This is a genomic window from Neisseria mucosa (assembly GCF_013267835.1).
GTDB lineage: Bacteria > Pseudomonadota > Gammaproteobacteria > Burkholderiales > Neisseriaceae > Neisseria.
The window spans coordinates 2,168,635-2,188,278 of the sequence record NZ_CP053939.1 but is presented as its reverse complement, the minus strand read 5'-3'; the positions used below and the strand labels follow the sequence as shown (position 1 = coordinate 2,188,278).

The 19,644-nt window shown below is 49.0% G+C and carries 20 protein-coding genes and 2 tRNA genes; 7 read left to right on the top strand and 15 right to left on the bottom strand.

The annotated features are described in order from the left end of the window. Positions 1-55 precede the first annotated feature (55 nt). The 3 genes from ubiM to rplU form a co-directional block, all read right to left on the bottom strand. Positions 56-1,240, bottom strand: coding sequence for a 5-demethoxyubiquinol-8 5-hydroxylase UbiM (gene ubiM / locus FOC66_RS10465; RefSeq protein WP_003680095.1), 1,185 nt, complete (start codon positions 1,238-1,240; stop codon positions 56-58). Between the two features lie 273 nt (positions 1,241-1,513). Then, entirely contained in the window at positions 1,514-1,786 is a 273-nt protein-coding gene (gene rpmA, locus FOC66_RS10460) for a 50S ribosomal protein L27 (RefSeq protein ID WP_002212328.1), read from the bottom strand. A gap of 27 nt (positions 1,787-1,813) precedes the next feature. Continuing rightward, entirely contained in the window at positions 1,814-2,122 is a 309-nt protein-coding gene (gene rplU, locus FOC66_RS10455) for a 50S ribosomal protein L21 (protein WP_002216394.1), read from the bottom strand. 263 nt (positions 2,123-2,385) lie between these two features. On the opposite strand from rplU, the gene ispB reads away from it, so the two are divergent. The 3 genes from ispB (at position 2,386) to FOC66_RS10440 (ending at position 3,904) form a co-directional block, all read left to right on the top strand. Continuing rightward, entirely contained in the window at positions 2,386-3,360 is a 975-nt protein-coding gene (gene ispB, locus FOC66_RS10450) for an octaprenyl diphosphate synthase (RefSeq protein WP_003748423.1), read from the top strand. A 4-nt stretch (positions 3,361-3,364) separates the two neighbouring features. After that, on the top strand, positions 3,365-3,811 hold the full coding sequence (locus FOC66_RS10445) for a DUF441 domain-containing protein (protein ID WP_003748421.1): 447 nt from the start codon (positions 3,365-3,367) through the stop codon (positions 3,809-3,811). 18 nt (positions 3,812-3,829) lie between these two features. Next, positions 3,830-3,904, top strand: a tRNA-Arg gene (locus FOC66_RS10440). Between the two features lie 101 nt (positions 3,905-4,005). On the opposite strand, the gene FOC66_RS10435 is transcribed toward FOC66_RS10440, so the two are convergent. Further along, positions 4,006-5,163, bottom strand: coding sequence for an NnrS family protein (locus tag FOC66_RS10435; RefSeq protein ID WP_003748419.1), 1,158 nt, complete (start codon positions 5,161-5,163; stop codon positions 4,006-4,008). A gap of 86 nt (positions 5,164-5,249) precedes the next feature. Then, positions 5,250-5,630 (bottom strand): hypothetical protein, encoded by a 381-nt coding sequence (locus FOC66_RS10430; RefSeq protein WP_003748417.1) that lies wholly within the window; start codon positions 5,628-5,630, stop codon positions 5,250-5,252. A gap of 146 nt (positions 5,631-5,776) precedes the next feature. Here FOC66_RS10430 and FOC66_RS10425 point away from each other — a divergent pair, with 146 nt between their 5' ends. Then, on the top strand, positions 5,777-6,235 hold the full coding sequence (locus FOC66_RS10425) for an RrF2 family transcriptional regulator (protein WP_003748415.1): 459 nt from the start codon (positions 5,777-5,779) through the stop codon (positions 6,233-6,235). Positions 6,236-6,833: 598 nt separating this feature from the next. Here the strand turns inward: FOC66_RS10425 and FOC66_RS10420 are convergent. The 8 genes from FOC66_RS10420 to FOC66_RS10385 form a co-directional block, all read right to left on the bottom strand. Further along, positions 6,834-6,909, bottom strand: a tRNA-Ile gene (locus FOC66_RS10420). 93 nt (positions 6,910-7,002) lie between these two features. Beyond that, positions 7,003-7,854 (bottom strand): dihydropteroate synthase, encoded by an 852-nt coding sequence (gene folP / locus FOC66_RS10415; protein ID WP_003748413.1) that lies wholly within the window; start codon positions 7,852-7,854, stop codon positions 7,003-7,005. Positions 7,855-7,937: 83 nt separating this feature from the next. Then, positions 7,938-9,599 (bottom strand): electron transfer flavoprotein-ubiquinone oxidoreductase, encoded by a 1,662-nt coding sequence (locus FOC66_RS10410; RefSeq protein WP_003748412.1) that lies wholly within the window; start codon positions 9,597-9,599, stop codon positions 7,938-7,940. Between the two features lie 132 nt (positions 9,600-9,731). After that, positions 9,732-10,169, bottom strand: coding sequence for an ExbD/TolR family protein (locus FOC66_RS10405; RefSeq protein WP_003748410.1), 438 nt, complete (start codon positions 10,167-10,169; stop codon positions 9,732-9,734). 3 nt (positions 10,170-10,172) lie between these two features. Continuing rightward, positions 10,173-10,832, bottom strand: coding sequence for a MotA/TolQ/ExbB proton channel family protein (locus tag FOC66_RS10400; protein WP_003748408.1), 660 nt, complete (start codon positions 10,830-10,832; stop codon positions 10,173-10,175). 102 nt (positions 10,833-10,934) lie between these two features. After that, entirely contained in the window at positions 10,935-11,864 is a 930-nt protein-coding gene (locus FOC66_RS10395; RefSeq protein WP_003748407.1) for an energy transducer TonB, read from the bottom strand. A gap of 348 nt (positions 11,865-12,212) precedes the next feature. Further along, the gene (locus FOC66_RS10390) at positions 12,213-13,109 is read right to left on the bottom strand and encodes a tyrosine recombinase XerC (RefSeq protein WP_003748405.1); all 897 of its coding nucleotides are present in this window, start codon (positions 13,107-13,109) and stop codon (positions 12,213-12,215) included. A 1-nt stretch (position 13,110) separates the two neighbouring features. Next, positions 13,111-13,539: an acyl-CoA thioesterase gene (locus tag FOC66_RS10385; RefSeq protein WP_003748403.1), complete on the bottom strand. Its 429-nt coding sequence runs from the start codon at positions 13,537-13,539 to the stop codon at positions 13,111-13,113. Positions 13,540-13,689: 150 nt separating this feature from the next. Between FOC66_RS10385 and fba the strand changes: the two genes are divergently transcribed. Both fba and FOC66_RS10375 read left to right on the top strand, forming a co-directional pair. Next, the gene (fba, locus tag FOC66_RS10380; RefSeq protein ID WP_003748401.1) at positions 13,690-14,754 is read left to right on the top strand and encodes a class II fructose-bisphosphate aldolase; all 1,065 of its coding nucleotides are present in this window, start codon (positions 13,690-13,692) and stop codon (positions 14,752-14,754) included. A 126-nt stretch (positions 14,755-14,880) separates the two neighbouring features. Further along, positions 14,881-15,810, top strand: coding sequence for a glycosyltransferase family 2 protein (locus FOC66_RS10375; protein WP_003748400.1), 930 nt, complete (start codon positions 14,881-14,883; stop codon positions 15,808-15,810). A 65-nt stretch (positions 15,811-15,875) separates the two neighbouring features. Here FOC66_RS10375 and FOC66_RS10370 read toward each other — a convergent pair whose 3' ends face one another. After that, positions 15,876-17,552: a formate--tetrahydrofolate ligase gene (locus tag FOC66_RS10370; protein ID WP_003748397.1), complete on the bottom strand. Its 1,677-nt coding sequence runs from the start codon at positions 17,550-17,552 to the stop codon at positions 15,876-15,878. Between the two features lie 178 nt (positions 17,553-17,730). Between FOC66_RS10370 and FOC66_RS10365 the strand changes: the two genes are divergently transcribed. Next, entirely contained in the window at positions 17,731-18,162 is a 432-nt protein-coding gene (locus FOC66_RS10365) for an EamA family transporter (RefSeq protein ID WP_003680126.1), read from the top strand. A gap of 71 nt (positions 18,163-18,233) precedes the next feature. Here FOC66_RS10365 and FOC66_RS10360 read toward each other — a convergent pair whose 3' ends face one another. Next, positions 18,234-19,376 (bottom strand): extracellular solute-binding protein, encoded by a 1,143-nt coding sequence (locus FOC66_RS10360; RefSeq protein ID WP_003748395.1) that lies wholly within the window; start codon positions 19,374-19,376, stop codon positions 18,234-18,236. Between the last annotated feature and the right edge of the window lie 268 nt (positions 19,377-19,644).

Here is a 19,644-nt window from a genome sequence, read left to right as displayed (position 1 = left end):
AAACAAGGCCGTCTGAAACTTTAATCGTTCAGACGGCCTTTTATATTTTAAACAATTAACCGGTCAATTGTTTGGTAATCAGTTTTTTCAGTGGCGGAAAGTTATTGCTTGCACGCAATACCAAACCGCGCAGCAGTTTCGCCGGAGCAGTTTCATTGGTAAAGAGTTTCAGCAGCATATTGGTGCCGTGGTAAATCGGATGGGCATGGAGCATATGCTTGGTGCTGTATTTTTCCAGCAGGCTCTTCGCACCAATATCCTGACCGCGTTGCTCGGCTTCGAGAACCAATTTAGCCAAAAGATCGGCACTTGCCAGACCCAAGTTGAAACCGTGCGCAGTAACCGGATGCATACCGACTGCGGCATCGCCGATCAACGCACTGCGTTTGCCATAGAAACGTTGGGCAATCATACCGACCAAAGGATAATTGTGAATGGTGCTGACCAATTCCATATCGCCCAAACGGCCTTTGAGTTGCTCTTTCACGCTGGCTGCCAACTCTTCCGGCGACATATTTTTAATCGTTTCGGCTTTATCGCTGTCCACCGTAATCACTGTATTGGTCAAATGCTCTTCCAAAGGCAGCAACGCAATAGTGCGGCCGTAGTGGAAACATTCATATGCGGTATGCAGGTTGGACAGAGTATGCTTCATGCGGCACACAAACATGGTGCGGCTGTAATCGTGCATATCGGAAGAAATGCCCAATTGACGGCGCGTTTGCGAGAAGCGGCTATCGGCGGCCAACAACAGACGGCCGGTCAATACTTCTCCGCTTTCCAAAATGACTTGCGCCTCATCGTCAGAAGTTTTGACTTCTTTAACATTGGTGCCGGTCAGAATTTTGACGTTGTCCAATTTGGACACAACTTCATAAGCGGCTTTGCGGATATTGTGATTGGAAATCAAATAGCCCAAGCAGTCCGCAGGCTCGCCACGCGCCTGAGTCGGTTGTGGAAAATGGAGCTGGTAATCGGAATGGCCGTTCAACACTTTGGCATCGCGCAAAGGATAAATTTCGTCTTTTGGAATCAAATCCCACATACCCAATCGCTGCATGATTTCGCGCGACAGATGCGTCAATGCGATTTCACGGCCGTCATACGGCGGATTTTGCAACACTTCTAAAGGACTTCTTTCAATCAGGGTTATGTTCAAACCGCTTCCGGCCAACTCTGCAGCAAAACTTAATCCGGCAGGGCCTGCGCCGACGACGAGAATATCACTGTGTAAGCTCATGGGAGGAATTCCTTGTATTCAACTGATACGGATTTTTTCAGACGGCCTTAAGTTTACTGTGTTTAGCTACATGAGGGTAAATCAAAGGCATTTGATAGATTATATAGAAAGAGTCGATAGAATAAAACAAAGTCCATCGATTGTAAGCACGTTTTTACTTTGGCCTTAATATAAATCAAGCTTCACGACATACGAATTTTATCAAACAGACAAAACAGCCTGACAAACAAAAACCGCATTCCGAAAAGGAATGCGGTTTCAATCGTAAAACGATTATTCTTCAGAACCGGTGTAAGGACGGATGCTGACGGTTTTACGGTTCAGCGCGCCTTTGGTTTTGAATTCAACGTAACCGTCGACTTTAGCAAACAAAGTGTGGTCTTTGCCCATACCTACGTTGTCACCTGCGTGGAATTTAGTACCACGTTGACGAACGATGATAGAGCCTGCCGGAATCAGCTCGTTGCCGTAGGCTTTAACGCCCAAGCGTTTGGCTTCTGAATCGCGACCGTTGCGGGTGCTACCGCCTGCTTTTTTACTTGCCATTTGTAATACTCCTGAACTTACTTGAAATTAGGCGATTGCCACGATTTCGATTTGGGTGAAATTTTGGCGATGGCCTTGGCGTTTTTGGTAGTGTTTGCGACGACGCATTTTGAAAATGCGTACTTTCTCGCCACGACCATGAGCAACGACTTTAGCTGTTACTTTTGCGCCTTCGATAAAAGGTGCGCCTACTTTTACAGATTCGCCGTCAGCAATCATCAAAACTTCAGTCAGTTCGATTTGGCTGTCGAGTTCGGCTGGTATCTGTTCTACTTTCAATTTTTCGCCAACGGAAACTTTGTATTGTTTACCGCCGGTTTTTACGACCGCGTACATACTCAACTCCATGAGAATTAGGTTAACATTCCGCACACCATGTGCGAAACGAGTTATTCTATTTCTATTTACCTGTTTTGTCAAAATTTATTTTATTTACAAGTGAAAAGGCCGTCTGAAAGATATGTTGCATGCTTTTTAACTGATATAATCACGCGCTGGATTGCTGATATCTTTATGCAACGTTATTACCCCGACCGAATGTACGGGTTTAAACAGATTCATTGGAGCCTCCGCTCCGTTTTATCAACAGAGAATGTTTTATGCTCGAAAACCTGCCTTACTTCCAACGCCACCTGCCCGATGACCTTGCCAAAGTTAATGCGGTCATCAACCAAGCTGTTCAATCCGATGTTGCGCTGATTTCGCAAATCGGCACATACATCATCAGCGCAGGCGGTAAGCGACTGCGTCCGATTATTACCATTTTGGCAGGCAAAGCAGTCGGGCATGACGATGAAAAACTGTACTCGCTGGCAGCGATGGTGGAATTCATCCACACCTCCACCCTCCTGCACGACGATGTCGTTGACGAAAGCGAATTGCGCCGCGGCCGTAAAACCGCAAACAACCTCTTCGGCAACGCGGCGGCCGTTTTGGTCGGCGACTTCCTCTATACACGCGCCTTCCAACTGATGGTTGGTTCGGGCAGCATGCGTATCTTGGAAGTGATGGCCGATGCGACCAACATCATCGCCGAAGGCGAAGTCATGCAGCTGATGAACATCGGCAATACGGATATTACCGAAGAGCAATACGTCCAAGTTATCCAATACAAAACAGCAAAATTGTTTGAAGCGGCCGCGCAAGTCGGTGCAATTTTGGGCAAGGCTTCCCCCGAACACGAGCAAGCCTTGAAAGACTACGGCATGTACGTCGGTACGGCTTTCCAAATCATTGACGATGTTTTGGACTATTCAGGCGAAACCGAAGAAATCGGCAAAAACGTCGGCGACGATTTGGCCGAAGGCAAGCCTACCCTGCCATTGATTTACCTGATGCGAAACGGCTCCGAGCAGGCAGCAAACGATGTGCGCCACGCTTTGGAAAATGCCGACCGCAGCTATTTTGAAAAAATCCACGACTATGTCGTCAACTCCGACGCTTTACCGTATTCGATTTCCGAAGCGAAAAAAGCCGTCGACAAAGCCATCGCTTCATTGGACGTGTTGCCTGACAGCGAAGTCAAAGAAGCCATGATCCAACTGGCAAAAGAATCTTTGGCCCGAGTATCTTAATCCGATGAATTTCAGCTTTGTCCCATTGTTTCTGGTTACGCTGATTTTTTTGGGCGTCGTCAGCAACAACAACTCGATTACGATTTCGGCGGCGGTCTTGCTGCTCATGCAGCAGACGGCCTTGTCGCAATATCTTCCCTTGGTGGAAAAACACGGTTTGCATCTGGGCATCATCCTGCTGACCATCGGCGTATTGAGCCCGCTGGTTTCCGGTAAAATCCAGATTCCGCCGGTTTCCGAGTTTATCAATTTCAAAATGATTGCCGCCATCTTTATCGGCATTTTGGTTGCCTGGCTTGCCGGACGCGGTGTTCCATTGATGAGCGAACAGCCTGTTTTGGTAACCGGATTATTAATCGGCACGGTCATCGGCGTTGCCTTTGTCGGCGGCATTCCGGTCGGCCCTTTAATTGCCGCCGGCTTATTGTCTTTTTTTGCCGGAAAGGTTTAAAATCCCCTCCTTTAACGCCTCGCCATAGTTCAACGGATAGAACGTATGCCTCCTAAGCGTAAAATACAGGTTCGATTCCTGTTGGCGAGGCCATAATTTCAATAAAAGCCTTTCATACTTTGAAAGGCTTTTTTATTATCAATAATAAAGGCCGTCTGAAACTTTTCAGACGGCCTTCTCATTTCGCCAAACCGTTAACCCGGACGACCATCCGAACGCGGACGGATCAGCCAAGGAATATATTTCCATGCGTACAACAGCAAAGAAGCGGCAAACAAAGCGGCGGAGCAACGGATACTGTGCGTATATGCCGTACCGTTCACAAAGGTTGCCAAAACACGGACAACCGTTGCGGCTATCATCAACCAAAAGGCGACAGGAACCACTTTAGGCGGCGGATAAATGGAGTTGCCGGTATGGCCAAGCGCGGTTCGCGCCATCATGCCCAAAGTCAGCACGCCGATACCGCCAACGCCGATAAGGTGTACGCCCAAATTCAGGAAACTTGGAACCCAATAAGAAATGCCGACAGCAATCAAGCCCAAACCTGTAAACAGATAGCCGGCAAACAAAATCCAAAGCATAGGTTCTTTCAGTACGGCTTTATACCACCAGCGGTACACCTGCACGGTAAAAATCACACCGGCAGCCAGAGCAAACAACGCGGCCAGTCCCGGCAAAATGTTATGCGCCATCAGCATGGCGGTCAGCATAGGCAGCCAAAGTGAAGCGTGCGCCACCCATTGAGGGCTGGGAATTTGCGGCACGTTCAGGCGTTTGGACGTAAAGAACGAGATAATCCGCATACCGATCAAACCGATAAACCCGGCCACCATAATCAAACCGGATTGCAAACCGGTCATCAGCGCAATGGCATCAAACGGCTGCACTTTCAGATGGAAGGCGAAATGGGTGCCGCCCAAAACAAAAATAGCGAACACGGCAACATAGTTGCGCTTGTTTTGAGAACGGATTACCGGCAAAGCCATGCATACCGCGCCATACCAGAAAAAGATCGTACCGAATATGCCGCTTGCCGTTACCCCCCAACCGGGGATAAACATACAAATGCGGGCCAACAGCCAAAATGCGGTCAAACCGGCCAACGCCTTACCGCGTGTCGGCGGCTGGCCTGTCCAAGTCGCCACGGCCGTCAATAAAAATGCAATGACAACCAATCCGGCATAGCCCCAAATCATTTCATGGGCATGCCAATAAAAACCCGACAACTCAGGCGTTCCCTGAAAGCCGAAGCCCCAAAGCAGTATAGACAATGCGCCATACAAAGCCGCCAACGAATAAAACGGGCGGAAGGCCATTGCCCAAACCGGGTGTTTGAACAAATCGGTCATGGTGGTTCCTTCAATTTTTATATCATCATAAAACAGCAACAGAGGCCGTCTGAAACTTTTCAGACGGCCATCGACTCCTTTCCCTGTTACACATTTTCAGGCAAAGGCAAAAAAGGTTCAATCGCAGGAAAAAGCTCGCGTTCCTCAAAACGCGCATGATCGCGCAAAGTTACCGCAAACTCCTTATTCCATGATTCATTCATATATTCAGGATGCACCATCATCGCGCGTAATTTGGCATGATCGCCTTCAAAACGCTGCCGCAACGCAGGGTCAATTTTATCCCAATACGGCGCAAACATGGTTTCCTCTTCCAAAAAATGTGGCTCAAGCTCAACAAAATGAGGCTCCAGCTCCGCCTGATGGCTTTGATCGGGCGTACGCAGAAGACGGACGCACAACGACAGCGAGCCATGATGTTCGCGGGAAAGTTCTATTAAGGCAGGATGGCGTTTCAAGGGCTTCATAAGTTCGTTATAATGGTAACAGTTTGTCAAACTGGATTAATTCAAATGTTTCAGATATTATGAAACCCAATCCCACATAAAGTCAAACAGCCCCTCTCCAAGCACTACGCTTTTGACATATAATAAAAATATCTAAAGAGCCAGCCATGTATCTGACCCAACATACCGATTACGGATTGCGCGTATTGGTTTATACCGCCATCAACGACGACACCCTCGTCAATATCGGCACCATTGCCGAGACTTACAATATTTCCAAAAGCCATTTGATGAAAGTGGTTACCTCATTAGTCAAAGGTGGTTTTCTGGTCAGCGTGCGCGGCAAAGGCGGCGGTTTGCGCTTGGCGGATGTTCCTGAAAAAATCAACATCGGCGCAGTCGTCCGCCATCTTGAGCCGATGCAGGTTGTCGAATGCATGGGCGATAACAACGAATGCCTCATCACCCCTTCATGCCGACTGACCGGTATCATCACCGGCGCCATCAAAGCCTTCTTCAATCATTTAGATCAATACTCACTGCAAGATCTGCTGGACAAGCCGACTTACGACATACTTTATACACCGCGCATCCCGATCAACGAAATACGCGGAACGGCCGACTAAATCTTCAGGTCGTCTGAAAACAATCCAGCCATACTGAAATGGTATTACTGAAATAATAAAAAATGCCGTCTGAAATGGAGATTTTCAGACGGCATTTTTTTATAAAACACTCTACAGCTTAAATAGCTGACTTTCATTCGATAGGTTAATTTTTATACTAAATATGTCGAATATAAGACAACAGAAAAACATAAAATAAGAATAATCATAGCAACCGTAAAATTTATTCTTAATATTTTCAAATAAAATTTATTGGAGATTTTTTGTATTCCAAACAGTATCTTGTAAAATTTTAATTCCATACTTCTATGAGTAAATAGATATTCAAAAAACCCTATATCCATCCCTTCTGATTTTAATATTTTATATAGCATTACTAGATTAATGATAATTGCAATAAAATACACAAATACTAAAAAAAACAGAAAATAAGGCAATAACTCCACCAAACTACTCCTTCTTTTTTAAAAAGAATTTTCCCTAAAAAACATATTGGACGACATAACCAATTGCTATTGCCGACATTATATTCCAATCTTTCGCAAACCAATGAATACAAAAATGCCCGAAGCCAAAAGCCTCGGGCATTTTTAATATTTGGTGGGTCCGGTGGGTTTCGAACCCACGACCAAGGGATTATGAGTCCCCTGCTCTAACCCCTGAGCTACAGACCCGTCAAGAGTAGAAGCGGATTATAGCATAACTTGTTGCTTGTTCAAGATGCCGGGCAAATGTTTCAGACGGCCTGTCGGTTTTCTATTCGGGTATTATGCCGATACACCCACTGCTTCCCAAACTTTCAAAGCATCAGCCGTTGCTTTGACATCGTGAACACGGATGATTTGCGCGCCTCGGGCGACAGTGGCCAAAGCGGCTGCGACGCTGCCGTGTACGCGTTTGGCAGCATCTTGTTCGCCTGTCAGCTCGCCAATCATACTTTTGCGCGATATGCCGATCAGGAGTGGAAATCCGGTTGCTTCCATCAACTCAGGCAAATGTTGTATCAGGGTAATGTTGTGCTGCAGGTTTTTGCCGAAACCGAAGCCGGGGTCGAGCGTGATGCGTTCAGGGGCAATGCCTGCTCGAACGCATTCTGCCGCGCGTGCTTTTAAATAACGCGCGACTTCTTCGACGACATCTTGATATTGCGGATTAAGCTGCATGGTTTTGGGCAAACCCTGCATGTGCATGAGACACATGCCTGTCGTCGGCTGTTGCGCCAATAATGCGACTGCGCCTTCATCACTCAATGCGGCAACATCGTTGATAATATCGACGCCGCCTTGCGCCAAGGCTTTTTCCATGATTGCCGTGTGGCGCGTATCCAAGCTGACGGGAACATTCCACTTGGCCACTTCCGCCAAAACCTGCTGCACCCTGGCCCATTCTTCTTCGAGAGAAACACCATCCGAACCCGGACGGGTAGATTCGCCGCCGATATCGAGAATATCCGCGCCGTCTTTCAGCAGCTGCTCGGCATGTGCCAATGCTATTGAGACATTTTGCGAATAGGTGCCGCCATCGGATAATGAATCGGGGGTCAGATTGACGATGCCCATGATTTTCGGTTTGTCCAAGGCGATTTCAAATCGGCCTGCCTGCCAAATGCGTGTATTCATAATGCTTCCATTGATGAAATAATAGGATAGAGGCCGTCTGAAATTTTTCAGACGACCTTTAGTTTTTGACTTCAAACAGTCAATTACATTCCGCCGTAATTCGGCCCGCTTGCGCCTTCGGGGCAAATCCAAGTGATGTTTTGCGTCGGGTCTTTGATGTCGCACGTTTTGCAGTGCACGCAGTTGGCGGCGTTGATTTGCAGGCGCGGACTACCGTTTTCTTCGACGATTTCATATACACCGGCCGGACAATAGCGGGTTTCGGGCGAGGCGTATTCTTTGTAGTTTACGTCTATCATGACCTGCGGATTTTTCAGTACCAAATGGTCGGGCTGGTTTTCTTCGTGCGCAAGGTTGGCAAGGAAAACGCTGCTCAAGCGGTCGAAGGTCAACACGCCGTCGGGCTTCGGATAATCAATCGGCTTGCATTCGGCGGCTTTTTTGAGCTGCTCGTTGTCTTTGCCGTGATGTTTCAAAGTCCACGGGGCTTTGCCTCTGAAAATCATTTGGTCGATACCGGTATAAAGCGAGCCGAGGTAAACGCCCCATTTAAATGACGGACGGACATTGCGCGCGGCGTAAAGCTCTTGATACAGCCAGCTTTGTTCAAAACGTTGCTGATAATCAGCCGCCTCTTTGCCGCTGTCGAAGCTTTCCACTTCTTCGAGGTTTTCCAACAAGGGGAACACAGCTTCGGCGGCAAGCATAGCGGATTTCATGGCCGTATGGATGCCTTTGATGCGCGGCATATTCAGGAAACCTGCGGCATCGCCGACCAAAACGCCGCCTTTGAACGAGAGTTTCGGCAGGCTTTGCAAACCACCTTCAATCAGCGAACGCGCGCCATACGCGATACGGCGGCCGCCTTCGAAGGTTTTGCGGATTTCAGGATGGGTTTTGAAACGTTGAAACTCTTCAAACGGCGACAGATAAGGGTTTTGATAATCCAAACCAACCACAAAGCCGACAGCGACTTTGTTGTCGTCAAAATGATAAATAAACGAGCCGCCGTAGGTTTTGCTGTCCAACGGCCAGCCTGCGCTATGCATCACCAAACCGGGTTGATGTTTTTCAGACGGCACTTCCCAAATTTCTTTGATGCCCAAGCCGTAAGTTTGCGGCTCGCTGTTTTGGTCGAGCTGGAAACGTTCAATGACTTGTTTGGAAAGCGAACCGCGGCAGCCCTCGGCAAACAGAGTTTGCTGCGCCCAAAGCTCCATGCCGGGCTGGAATGAATCGGTCGGCTCGCCGTCTTTGCCCACGCCCATATTACCGGTCGCAATGCCTTTGACCGAACCGTCTTCGTGATACAGCACCTCGGCAGCGGCAAAGCCCGGATAGATTTCCACGCCCAAATTTTCCGCCTGCTCCGCCAGCCAGCGCACGACTTCGCCCAAGCTGGCAATATAGTTCGCATGGTTGTCGAAATTCGGGGTAACCGGCAGGTTGAACGCTTTTTTCTCGGTCAGGAACAAAACCCTGTCCTTCGTCACTGTACGCGTCAGCGGCGCGCCTTTTTCTTTCCAATCAGGAATCAGCTCATTCAAAGAAATCGGATCGATGATGGCACCTGCAAGCGAGTGCGCACCGGCCTCCGAACCCTTCTCCACCACGCAAACGCTGATTTCGCGTCCATTCTTTTCGGCAAGCTGCTTGAGTTTGATGGCGGCAGACAAACCCGACGGGCCTGCCCCGACAATCACGACATCGTATTGCATACTGTCGCGTTCGATGGTTTCTGTCATAGTGGTTCCTGTATTGTCATTATTCAATTTAATCCGCTAATTATACAGCCTGGACATATAGTTACCAAATACAACAAAAGGCCGTCTGAAACTTTACTCAAATTTCAGACGGCCTTGACTGTGTTCAAAAGATTATTGCGCTTTGGTTTCCGTTACAAAACCGATTTTGCTGATACCGGCTTCGCGCGCCGCTTGCAGGGCTTGGTTGACGTAATCGTATTCAACCGCTTTATCCGCCGCAATCGCCACAATCACATCTTCGTTTTTCGCTTTGGCTTCTTTCAGCTTGGCAGTTACCGTTGCCAAATCCACTTTGGCATCAGAATCGCCGCCAACAACATAAGCACCACTGGCATCAATGCTCAAACGCAAAGGATCTTTAGGCTGCTGCTTATCCTCTTTTGCCGCTTTTTCCGAAGCAGTCGGCAACTCCAAAGGAATCGAGTGGGTCAGCACCGGCATGGTAATCATAAATACAATCAGCAACACCAGCATCACGTCCACCAAAGGTGTCACGTTGATATCCGACATCGGCGCATCATCGCCGGAATTCATTGATCCGAAAGCCATGGTTTAATCCTTTTGGTTCAGCAGGCGAACATGCAGGTCATGTGCAAACGCGTCCATATCTTGCGCGATGGTTTTTGTACCGCGATTGAGGAAGTTGTACGCCAATACAGCTGGAATCGCTACAAACAAGCCGACAGCAGTCGATACCAAAGCCTCGCCAATCGGACCGGCCACCGCGGCAATGCTCATTTGACCGCTTTCGCTGATGCCGATCAGGGCATGGTAAATACCCCAAACAGTACCCAGCAGGCCGATAAAAGGAGCAGTTGCGCCGATAGAGGCCAACGCGGTCATGCCGTAGTCGAACTGACGCATGGTTTGGGACATGCTGTTACGGATGTGAACAACCAAGTATTCGTTTAAAGGCAATTCGTCAATCAGCGATTTGCTTGTTGTTTGACGGTAGTTTTGGTATGCGCGCAGAGATTCATCGGCGACTCGGCTCATCGGTGCTTCTACCGCTTTGGCTTTCTGTACGGCATCGGCCAGCGTAAACGCATTCAACATCAGCTCTTTTACCTGTGTATTGCCTTTTTTCGCTTTGCAGTATTTGATGCAACGGATCACGATAACGCTCCACGTTACCACGCTCATCAACAACATCAGGACAAATACACCAATCAGTACCACATCACCTGATTTGAAAACTAAACTTAAATCCATAATTTTTCCAAGTTAAAAATAAAATTAAAATTTCTATCGGGTCATTTAAAACCATTTCCCAACAGCATATATTTTCTAATCAATCAGCTTAGGCCTAGATACTTATTCGAGCGTGAATTTGACAGGTACTTTAAATTCAGTCCAAACACTTGCATGACAGCTACCATCTTTAACGGCTTTACGCGCTGCATTATCCAGACGACTATAACCACTTGATTTATTCACACTAATTGAATCCACTTTACCGCCGGGACCAACCAAGACTTTCAGCACGACCAAGCCCTCTTCGCCATTTTCAGTTGACATTGTCGGATATGGGGGTCTCGGAATATGGCACGTTCCTTTTGCAGGATTGCCTTTACTACTGCCGGCACCTGTACCACTGCCACCTCCGCCACCACCGGTGCCGGAGCCATGTTCGCCTTTCGATCCGCCGCTGCCGGATCCGCTGCCTTCGCCGCGTCCGCTGCCAGTACCTTTCGTACCGCCGCCGTTACCTTTACCTTCTCCGTTCAAGGCTTTGCCTTCGCCGCTGCCTTTACCGTTTTCAGCAGTATTCGGCCCGGTTTTGTTGCCTGAGTATTCAGATGCTTTGGGAGACGGTTTAGGCTCTGCCTTCGGCTCTGGTTTCGGTTCAGGTTTTGGCTCGGGCTTCGGCTCAGGTTTGGGTTCCGGCTTAGGCTCGGGCTTAGGTTTCTCGATAGGTTTCGGTTTTTCCTTTTGCTGTACGATATCCGCTTTTTCTTTTTTCGTTACCACAGGTTTGATAACAGGTTTGGGCGGCTCGACAGGCTTAGGTTTGGGTTTCGGCTTGGGTTTAGGTTGTTCGGGGGTAGGCTCGGGAGCAGCAGGTGCGCCTTCGCCCTCAGGACTGCCGTCGCCTCCGCCGAAATCGCCCAAATCGACAAATTCAATATTCGCCATTTCGACAGGAGGCGGTTTGTGCGCGTGCCATAAAAGTGCAACCAAGCCGACGTGGATCAACGCAACGGAAGTCACGACGGCTGGAGTTAAAATTCGTTTTTTATCCATAATTCCGTTATGTTAATAGCAACAATTCCCGTTTGCAAGTCGTTTTACAGTCAAAATAAGCATTAATGCTTATATAAAAAGTTTATAGACCTGCTTTTTAAAGGTCGCATATCATAATATGATATTAGCTCTCATTACTAATATTATCAAACAAAAGGTCGTTTTGAAAGATAAGCGGTAAGACAAACAGCCTATTCTTCTAGCGTTTATGCTATCCGCACATTAAGCCAATATCGAAACCTCATCAGACCGATAAAAATTCAAATGGTTTCAAATCATCTGTATTTTTTATCCATAAAACATCAGGCCGTCTGAAAACGTTCTTCAGACGGCCTGATTCAAACAAAATCATTTTTTCCGTTTCGCCCTTGGGTGCGCCTCATCATAAACGCGCGCCAAATGGTCGAAATCTAGCTTGGTATAAACTTGCGTAGCGGAAAGATTGCTGTGCCCCAACAATTCCTGCACAGCGCGGATATCGCCCGATGCCTGCAAAAGATGGGTTGCATAGCTATGGCGCATCATGTGCGGCGAGATATGGCTGGCACTGCCCACGCGCACTGCCCACGCCTGCAGGCGTTTTTGGATTTGACGCTGCCCCAGCCTGCCGCCGTTTTTATTGGTGAACAAGGCCTGCTCGCCCTCTTTGGCAATACGCACCGCCAGATAATCGCGCAATGCCGCAATGCTTTTAGCCACCAAAGGCACTTGCCGCTGCTTGCCGCCTTTACCATTTACACTGACCCAGCCTTCGTCCAAGACGATACTGTTCAGATTCAACCCTTGTATCTCGCTCAGGCGCAAACCGCTGCCATACATCAATTCAAACATGGCCTTATCGCGTACATCCAACTCGTCATCAACCGGCGCATGGTCAAGGATATGGTTTAAAGGTTCCTGCGGCAGCGCTTTGGGCAGGCGTTCAGGCAGGCGCGGCGCTTTCATATTAAACGTCGGGTCGCTTTCCATGACTTCTATCTGCACCAGCCAGCTGCAATACTGCCGCCATGCCGACAATTTCCGCGCCAAGCTGCTTTCGCTTAAACCCTTTTGCGACAGCTTTTTCAATGCCGCCACAAAATCACGGCGCGTCGGCAGGCCGTTTTCAAGATTATCGGGCAACAGACGCATCAATTCACTCAAATCGCGCCGATAAGCGGAAACGGTATGCTGCGACTTGCCTTGTTGCGACAAGGTTTTCAGATAGCGTTCAAGATGAAGCGCAAAATGATTTGATTCCGCCATTTCAGACGGCCTCCAATGCTGCTTTCAAGGCCGAAGGCAGACGGCAGACACGTTGTTTGCCATAGTCGAAACACACCATGCCTGTCTGCACTTTCGCCAGCACAAGGCCATCTGAAATCCTGCGGATACGGTACAGTAAAGAAAAACCCACACCGGCCACGTCGGCCGCACCCATCTCCACCGACAGCTCATCACCATAATGACCTTGCGCCAAATACTGCACCGCCGCATCCGCCATAATCAGGCCAGCCCCGCCGGCATCCATTTCACTCCAACCCAGCGTCGCCAGCCAACGCATCCTCACTTCATGGCACAAACGCAACACTGCATCGTTCGCCAAATGGCCGCCATAGTTCACATCGCCCACCTGCACCGTCAAGGCCGTCTGAAACAAAGGTTTATCACATTCGGCCACCGAAATCCTATCCATTTTGCACACCCGTTTTCAATACTCTGCCATTATAAACCGAGACCCCGCTCGTTAATATATAAAAACAATGTAGCGGCTTGTAGTTTTTCATGGCAAAAAACATTATAATTTATCGGATAAATTTACCCTTCACTACTTCAGGAGCTTCTCATGGCACTCGTATCCATGCGCCAACTGTTGGACCATGCCGCCGAAAACAGCTACGGTCTGCCCGCATTCAACGTTAACAACCTCGAACAAATGCGCGCCATTATGGAGGCGGCCGACCAAGTCAACGCCCCCGTTATCGTTCAAGCATCCGCAGGCGCACGCAAATACGCAGGTGCCCCATTCCTACGCCATCTGATTTTAGCCGCAGTCGAAGAATTCCCGCACATCCCCGTCGTGATGCACCAAGACCACGGCGCATCGCCCGATGTATGCCAACGCTCCATCCAACTGGGTTTCTCCTCCGTCATGATGGACGGCTCGCTGCTCGAAGACGGCAAAACTCCGTCTACCTACGAATACAACGTCAACGCCACCCGTACCGTGGTTAACTTCTCCCACGCTTGCGGCGTGTCCGTTGAAGGCGAAATCGGCGTATTGGGCAACCTCGAAACCGGCGAAGCCGGCGAAGAAGACGGCGTAGGCGCAGTGGGCAAACTTTCCCACGACCAAATGCTGACCAGCGTTGAAGATGCCGTACGTTTCGTTAAAGATACCGGCGTGGACGCATTGGCTATTGCCGTCGGCACCAGCCACGGCGCATACAAATTCACCCGTCCGCCCACAGGCGACGTATTGCGTATCGACCGCATCAAAGAAATCCACCAAGCCCTGCCCAACACCCACATCGTGATGCACGGCTCCAGCTCCGTTCCGCAAGAATGGCTGAAAGTCATCAACGAATACGGCGGCAAAATCGGTGAAACCTACGGCGTACCCGTAGAAGAAATCGTCGAAGGCATCAAACACGGCGTGCGCAAAGTCAACATCGACACCGACTTGCGCCTTGCCTCTACCGGCGCCATCCGCCGCTTCATGGCAGAAAACCCATCCGAATTCGACCCGCGCAAATACCTAAGCAAAACCGTCGAAGCCATGAAACAAATCTGTCTTGACCGCTACCTCGCATTCGGTTGCGAAGGCCAAGCCGACAAAATCAAACCGATTTCTTTGGAAAAAATGGCAACCAAATACGCCAAAGGCGAATTGAACCAAATCATCAAATAATCTGTACATCGGATTGATACTAAGGCCGTCTGAAAACTTGGCAATAAGGTTTCAGACGGCCTTGACTTTTGGAAACTTATAGTAAAATCCCCCTCGACTACCCATCAAAACACATCGAAAGCAAACATGAAACTCGCCGTTATTTTGCCGGCCTATTGTGCCGAAGCTTATTTGCCCGAATGCTTGGATTCGGTATTGAATCAAACATTCCGCAACTTTTTCGTCATCGCCGTCAACGATGCCTCAAAAGACAAAACCGGCGAAATCCTCGAGGCTTACGCAGCCAGAGATTCACGTTTGCAGGTTTTCCACCTTCCGGAAAACAGGGGCGAGCCGTTTGTCTGCCAATTTGCCATGGATATGCTCAAAGATATAGAGGTTGAATACGTGGCGCGGATGGACGCGGACGATATTTGCACTCTGGATCGTTTTGAAAAACAAATTCAGTTTTTAGACAGCCATCCCGAAATCGATATTGTCGGCAGCCAAGCCACCATCTTTTTCGACGACCAAACCGGAAGAGAACCCGTTTTAAGCGATTTGCCCCTGCTCGACAAAGACATTAAAGCCTTTTTCTCCAGGGCCGCTCAAAATATGTTCAACCCCACCACCATGTGGCGGCACGACAGCATTAAAAACCTCGGGATAAACTACACCGCGACGGAAACCGCGCCCGATTTCCATATGTGGGTGCAATGCGCCCTACATGGCAAAACCTTTGCCAATCTGCCCGAACCTTTGTTGTTTTACAGGATACACCAAACTCAAGAAAGCAAAAAAAGAGACAAAATCAACAGATCCGTCCAATACACCATGGAGTTGTGGATCAGTCATCTCTTCCCTGATTTGAACGCGACGGAAGTAACGCTCTTAAGCCGCATCTTGTACGAAAAGCAACTGCGCTTGACCACAGAAGAGCTGAAAACCATTTTTGCCGCCTATGACAGAATCAGCAAAGACCGCAGCATTTCATTGTTTGGCGAAGACCGCAATACCATGTTCGACATGATAGACAAGTTCTTCAATTTCTTAAAAAGTCAGTTAAAATTCACTTAAATCATAAAAGGCCGTCTGAAACCTAAGTTTCAGACGGCCTTTGTCTATTTCAAGATCAATCTAAATCAGAACAAGCCGTGAATCACGCCGTCTGCGTCCACATCGATTTTCTCAGCAGCCGGAACTTTCGGCAGACCCGGCATTTTCATCATATTGCCGCACAACGCAACGATGAAGCCTGCGCCGGCGGAAACCGTGATACCGCGCACAGTAATGCGGAAGCCTTCGGGGCAGCCCAACAGTTTGGCGTTGTCGCTCAAAGAGTATTGGGTTTTCGCCATGCAGATCGGCATTTTGTCCAAGCCCAGTTTTTCCAGTGAAGCGATTTCGGCAGACGCTTCCGCGCTGAAATCAACATCTTCCGCGCCGTACACTTTTTGGGCAATCGCACGGATTTTGTCTTTAATACTCAACTCAACATCGTAGGCGAAGCCGAAGTTATTCGGTTGATTTTCAATGGCGTTGACGACTTTGTGCGCCAAATCCGCGCCACCCGCGCCGCCTTTGCCCCATACTTCGGTCAGGGAAACTTCGACACCGTGTTCCGCGCAGGCTTTTTCAATCATGGCCAACTCGGCATCGGAGTCGGACACGAAGCGGTTGATGGCAACCACCACAGGCAGGCCGAATACGTTTTTCAGGTTGGAAATGTGTTTCAAGAGATTAGGCAGGCCTTTTGCCAAAGCGTCGAGGTTTTCTTCGCCGAGGTTGGCACGCTCCACGCCGCCGTTGTATTTCAACGCGCGGACGGTGGCCACGACAACAGCCGCATCAGGTTTCAAATCCGCCAGACGGCATTTGATGTCGCAGAATTTTTCCGCACCCAAATCCGCGCCGAAGCCTGCTTCGGTTACAGCGTAATCGGCAAGGTGTTTCGCCAGGCGGGTGGCGGTAACGGAGTTGCAGCCGTGGGCGATGTTGGCAAACGGGCCGCCGTGTACAAAGGCAGGCGTACCTTCGATGGTTTGTACCAAGTTAGGCTTAATCGCATCTTTGAGCAATGCCGCCATCGCGCCATTCGCTTTCAAATCTTTGGCGTAAACAGGGCTGCCGTCTTTGGCATAGGCGACAAGGATGTTGCCCAAACGCTCTTTCAAATCGCTGATGTCTTTAGCAAGACAGAATACCGCCATGACTTCGGACGCAACGGTAATGTCAAAACCGTCAGGACGCATCACGCCGTCAACAGGTTTTCCCATACCGTCGATGATGTTGCGCAACTGGCGGTCGTTCATATCGACCACGCGACGCCACAGCACGCGTTTCGGATCAATGTTCAACTCGTTGCCTTGATAGATATGGTTGTCGAGCATGGCGGCGAGCAGGTTATTCGCCGCGCCGATAGCGTGGAAGTCGCCGGTAAAGTGCAGGTTGATGTCTTCCATCGGCAAAACTTGGGCATAGCCGCCGCCCGCCGCACCGCCTTTGACACCGAACACAGGCCCCAAAGAAGGTTCGCGCAGGGCGATAACGGCGTCTTTGCCGATGTGGCGCAACGCGTCCGCCAAACCGATGGTAACGGTGGTTTTGCCTTCGCCCGCCGGAGTCGGGTTGATGGCGGTAACTAAAATCAGACGGCCTTGTTTTTGCGGCAGCTTGAATGCTTCGGCAGGATTGATTTTGGCTTTGTAATGGCCATAGGGCTCGATGTTGTCAACGTTCAAACCCAGCTTGGCGGCAATTTCACCAATCGGGCGCATGGTGGAAGACTGGGCAATTTCAGCATCGGTTTTGAAGCTCATGATTTTCCTTTATTGAGAGAGGGAAAGGCCGTCTGAAACAATATAATAAAGACGGCTGGAAGAAAAAGAATATTAGTTCTATTATAGCGTTTTCCAAAGACAAACCGCAGTGAAAATTTCGATATTTCATCAACAAGCGGATTCATATTGTCAACAATTTGAAACAAAGGAATAAAACATGAGCAGCAACGCATGGCTGTTTTGGGCATTGGCATCGGCAGGCTTCGCCTCATTGACCGCCATTTTCGCCAAAATGGGTTTACAAGGCATAGATTCAGATTTCGCCACCTTTATCCGCACCTTGGTCATCCTCGCCGCTTTGGTATTGTTTTTAACCTACACAGGCAAATGGCAGGGTGTGAACGGCTTTACCGGCCGCAACTGGACATTCCTCATCCTATCCGGCCTCGCCACCGGCGCTTCTTGGCTCGCCTACTTCAAAGCCCTGCAACTGGGCAACGCCTCGCAAGTTGCACCCGTCGACAAATTCAGCCTGGTCTTGGTCGCCCTGATGGCCGTCGTTTTCTTAGACGAACGCCCAAGCACGCAGGAATGGATAGGCTTAGGCTTGGTAACCGCAGGCGTATTGACTTTGGCTTTGAAACGATAAAGATTGGGACAAAAAGGCCGTCTGAAAAATTTCAGACGGCCTTTGCTTTGCTTCAAACAATCAGCTCACAATTAATTTGAGCCGACTTTGATTTTTTGCCACAAGTTGACAGACAGTTTTTTCGCATCTGCGCTCATTTGAGGCATCACGAAACCGTCTTTCATGTCTTGCTCGTTCGGGAAAATAGAGCGAGTGTTCACCAGTTCTGCAGGCATTTTTTCGCGTGCAGGTTTGCTGGCCGGCGCGAAGGTTACGGCAATACCGTTTTTCGCAGCCACTTCGGGATCAAGCGTGTAGTTGATGTATTTGTGGGCATTGACGATGTTTTTCGCATCGGCCGGAATCAGCCAAGATTCAATCCAGAAGCCCATGCCTTTCGGCGTCAACACTTCGATGCCGACGTTGTTTTTCACTTCTTCGGAACGCGCTTTGGCCAAGTTCAAGTCGCCGCCGTTACCTGCCGCCAAGCAGATATCGCCGCGCGCCAGTTCGTCAATGATGGAAGGGCTGAAACGTTTTACATCAGGACGGATAGACTTCAACACTTCCGCCGCCGCTTTCAAATCTTCAGGATTCGAGCCTTTAGGATCTTTACCCAAGTAGTTCAACAAGATTGGGAACATTTCGCTCGGTGTATCCCACAAAGCGATGCCGCAAGATTTCAGCTTGTTGGTGTATTCCGGTTTGAACAGCAAATCCCAGCCGTTTTCAGGCAGCTTGCCGCCCAAAAGTTCTTTGCCCTTCGCAGTAATTGCCAAAGTATTGACGCCGGAGAAATAAGGAACGGCATATTGATTGCCCGGGTCGGCGGTTTCCAACATCTTCAGCAATTCAGGATCGATGTTTTTGTAGTTCGGAATCAGATCCTTATTGATTTTTTGGTATGCACCCGCCTCAATTTGGCGCGGCAGGAAGGCAATACCGGGCACAACCAAGTCGTAGCCGGATTTACCGGTCAGCATTTTGGCTTCCAGCGTTTCGTTGTTTTCATACAAATCGTAAGTCAGCTTCAAATTATTGGCTTTTTTGAAGTCTTCGACTGTACTTTCGTCAACGTAGTTTGACCAGTTGTAGATATTCAGAGTATCGGTGGCGGCTGCTTCGGCATTGGCAGCAGGCGCGCTGCCTGCTTGAGGTTGCTCGGCTTTTTTCTCGCCACCGCCGCACGCGGCCAAAGACAATGCGGCCAATACGGCTAATACAGATTTTTTCATACGGGCAGATTCCTGATGAAAGAGTGGTTAATGTCAATAAATAAGAAACCCTGCACCCCATAAACACCCCGGCGCAGAGTTAGGCTATTGTAATGGAAACGTAAGCAAACGCAAAGCAATATCCATCTGATTTTTATTGAAATAAGGCAAAGCAACACCATCTTTTTACCAAAAGCGTTGCACCGGTTGTCGTTTTTGGGCAAAATACGGCTGATTTGCGCGCGTTTATAGAGAAAAAGCTTGCATATAAGGAAATCTGTCTTTAAAA

Coding starts and splice junctions, on each gene's coding strand:
- FOC66_RS10400 (WP_003748408.1), bottom strand. CDS start 10,832: ATGGATTTAAGTTTAGTTTTCAAATCAGGTGATGTGGTACTGATTGGT.
- rplU (WP_002216394.1), bottom strand. CDS start 2,122: ATGTACGCGGTCGTAAAAACCGGCGGTAAACAATACAAAGTTTCCGTT.
- ispB (WP_003748423.1), top strand. CDS start 2,386: ATGCTCGAAAACCTGCCTTACTTCCAACGCCACCTGCCCGATGACCTT.
- ubiM (WP_003680095.1), bottom strand. CDS start 1,240: ATGAGCTTACACAGTGATATTCTCGTCGTCGGCGCAGGCCCTGCCGGA.
- FOC66_RS10365 (WP_003680126.1), top strand. CDS start 17,731: ATGAGCAGCAACGCATGGCTGTTTTGGGCATTGGCATCGGCAGGCTTC.
- FOC66_RS10375 (WP_003748400.1), top strand. CDS start 14,881: ATGAAACTCGCCGTTATTTTGCCGGCCTATTGTGCCGAAGCTTATTTG.
- FOC66_RS10385 (WP_003748403.1), bottom strand. CDS start 13,539: ATGGATAGGATTTCGGTGGCCGAATGTGATAAACCTTTGTTTCAGACG.
- FOC66_RS10390 (WP_003748405.1), bottom strand. CDS start 13,109: ATGGCGGAATCAAATCATTTTGCGCTTCATCTTGAACGCTATCTGAAA.
- FOC66_RS10405 (WP_003748410.1), bottom strand. CDS start 10,169: ATGGCTTTCGGATCAATGAATTCCGGCGATGATGCGCCGATGTCGGAT.
- FOC66_RS10445 (WP_003748421.1), top strand. CDS start 3,365: ATGAATTTCAGCTTTGTCCCATTGTTTCTGGTTACGCTGATTTTTTTG.
- FOC66_RS10360 (WP_003748395.1), bottom strand. CDS start 19,376: ATGAAAAAATCTGTATTAGCCGTATTGGCCGCATTGTCTTTGGCCGCG.
- rpmA (WP_002212328.1), bottom strand. CDS start 1,786: ATGGCAAGTAAAAAAGCAGGCGGTAGCACCCGCAACGGTCGCGATTCA.
- FOC66_RS10395 (WP_003748407.1), bottom strand. CDS start 11,864: ATGGATAAAAAACGAATTTTAACTCCAGCCGTCGTGACTTCCGTTGCG.
- fba (WP_003748401.1), top strand. CDS start 13,690: ATGGCACTCGTATCCATGCGCCAACTGTTGGACCATGCCGCCGAAAAC.
- FOC66_RS10410 (WP_003748412.1), bottom strand. CDS start 9,599: ATGACAGAAACCATCGAACGCGACAGTATGCAATACGATGTCGTGATT.
- FOC66_RS10370 (WP_003748397.1), bottom strand. CDS start 17,552: ATGAGCTTCAAAACCGATGCTGAAATTGCCCAGTCTTCCACCATGCGC.
- folP (WP_003748413.1), bottom strand. CDS start 7,854: ATGAATACACGCATTTGGCAGGCAGGCCGATTTGAAATCGCCTTGGAC.
- FOC66_RS10430 (WP_003748417.1), bottom strand. CDS start 5,630: ATGAAGCCCTTGAAACGCCATCCTGCCTTAATAGAACTTTCCCGCGAA.
- FOC66_RS10425 (WP_003748415.1), top strand. CDS start 5,777: ATGTATCTGACCCAACATACCGATTACGGATTGCGCGTATTGGTTTAT.
- FOC66_RS10435 (WP_003748419.1), bottom strand. CDS start 5,163: ATGACCGATTTGTTCAAACACCCGGTTTGGGCAATGGCCTTCCGCCCG.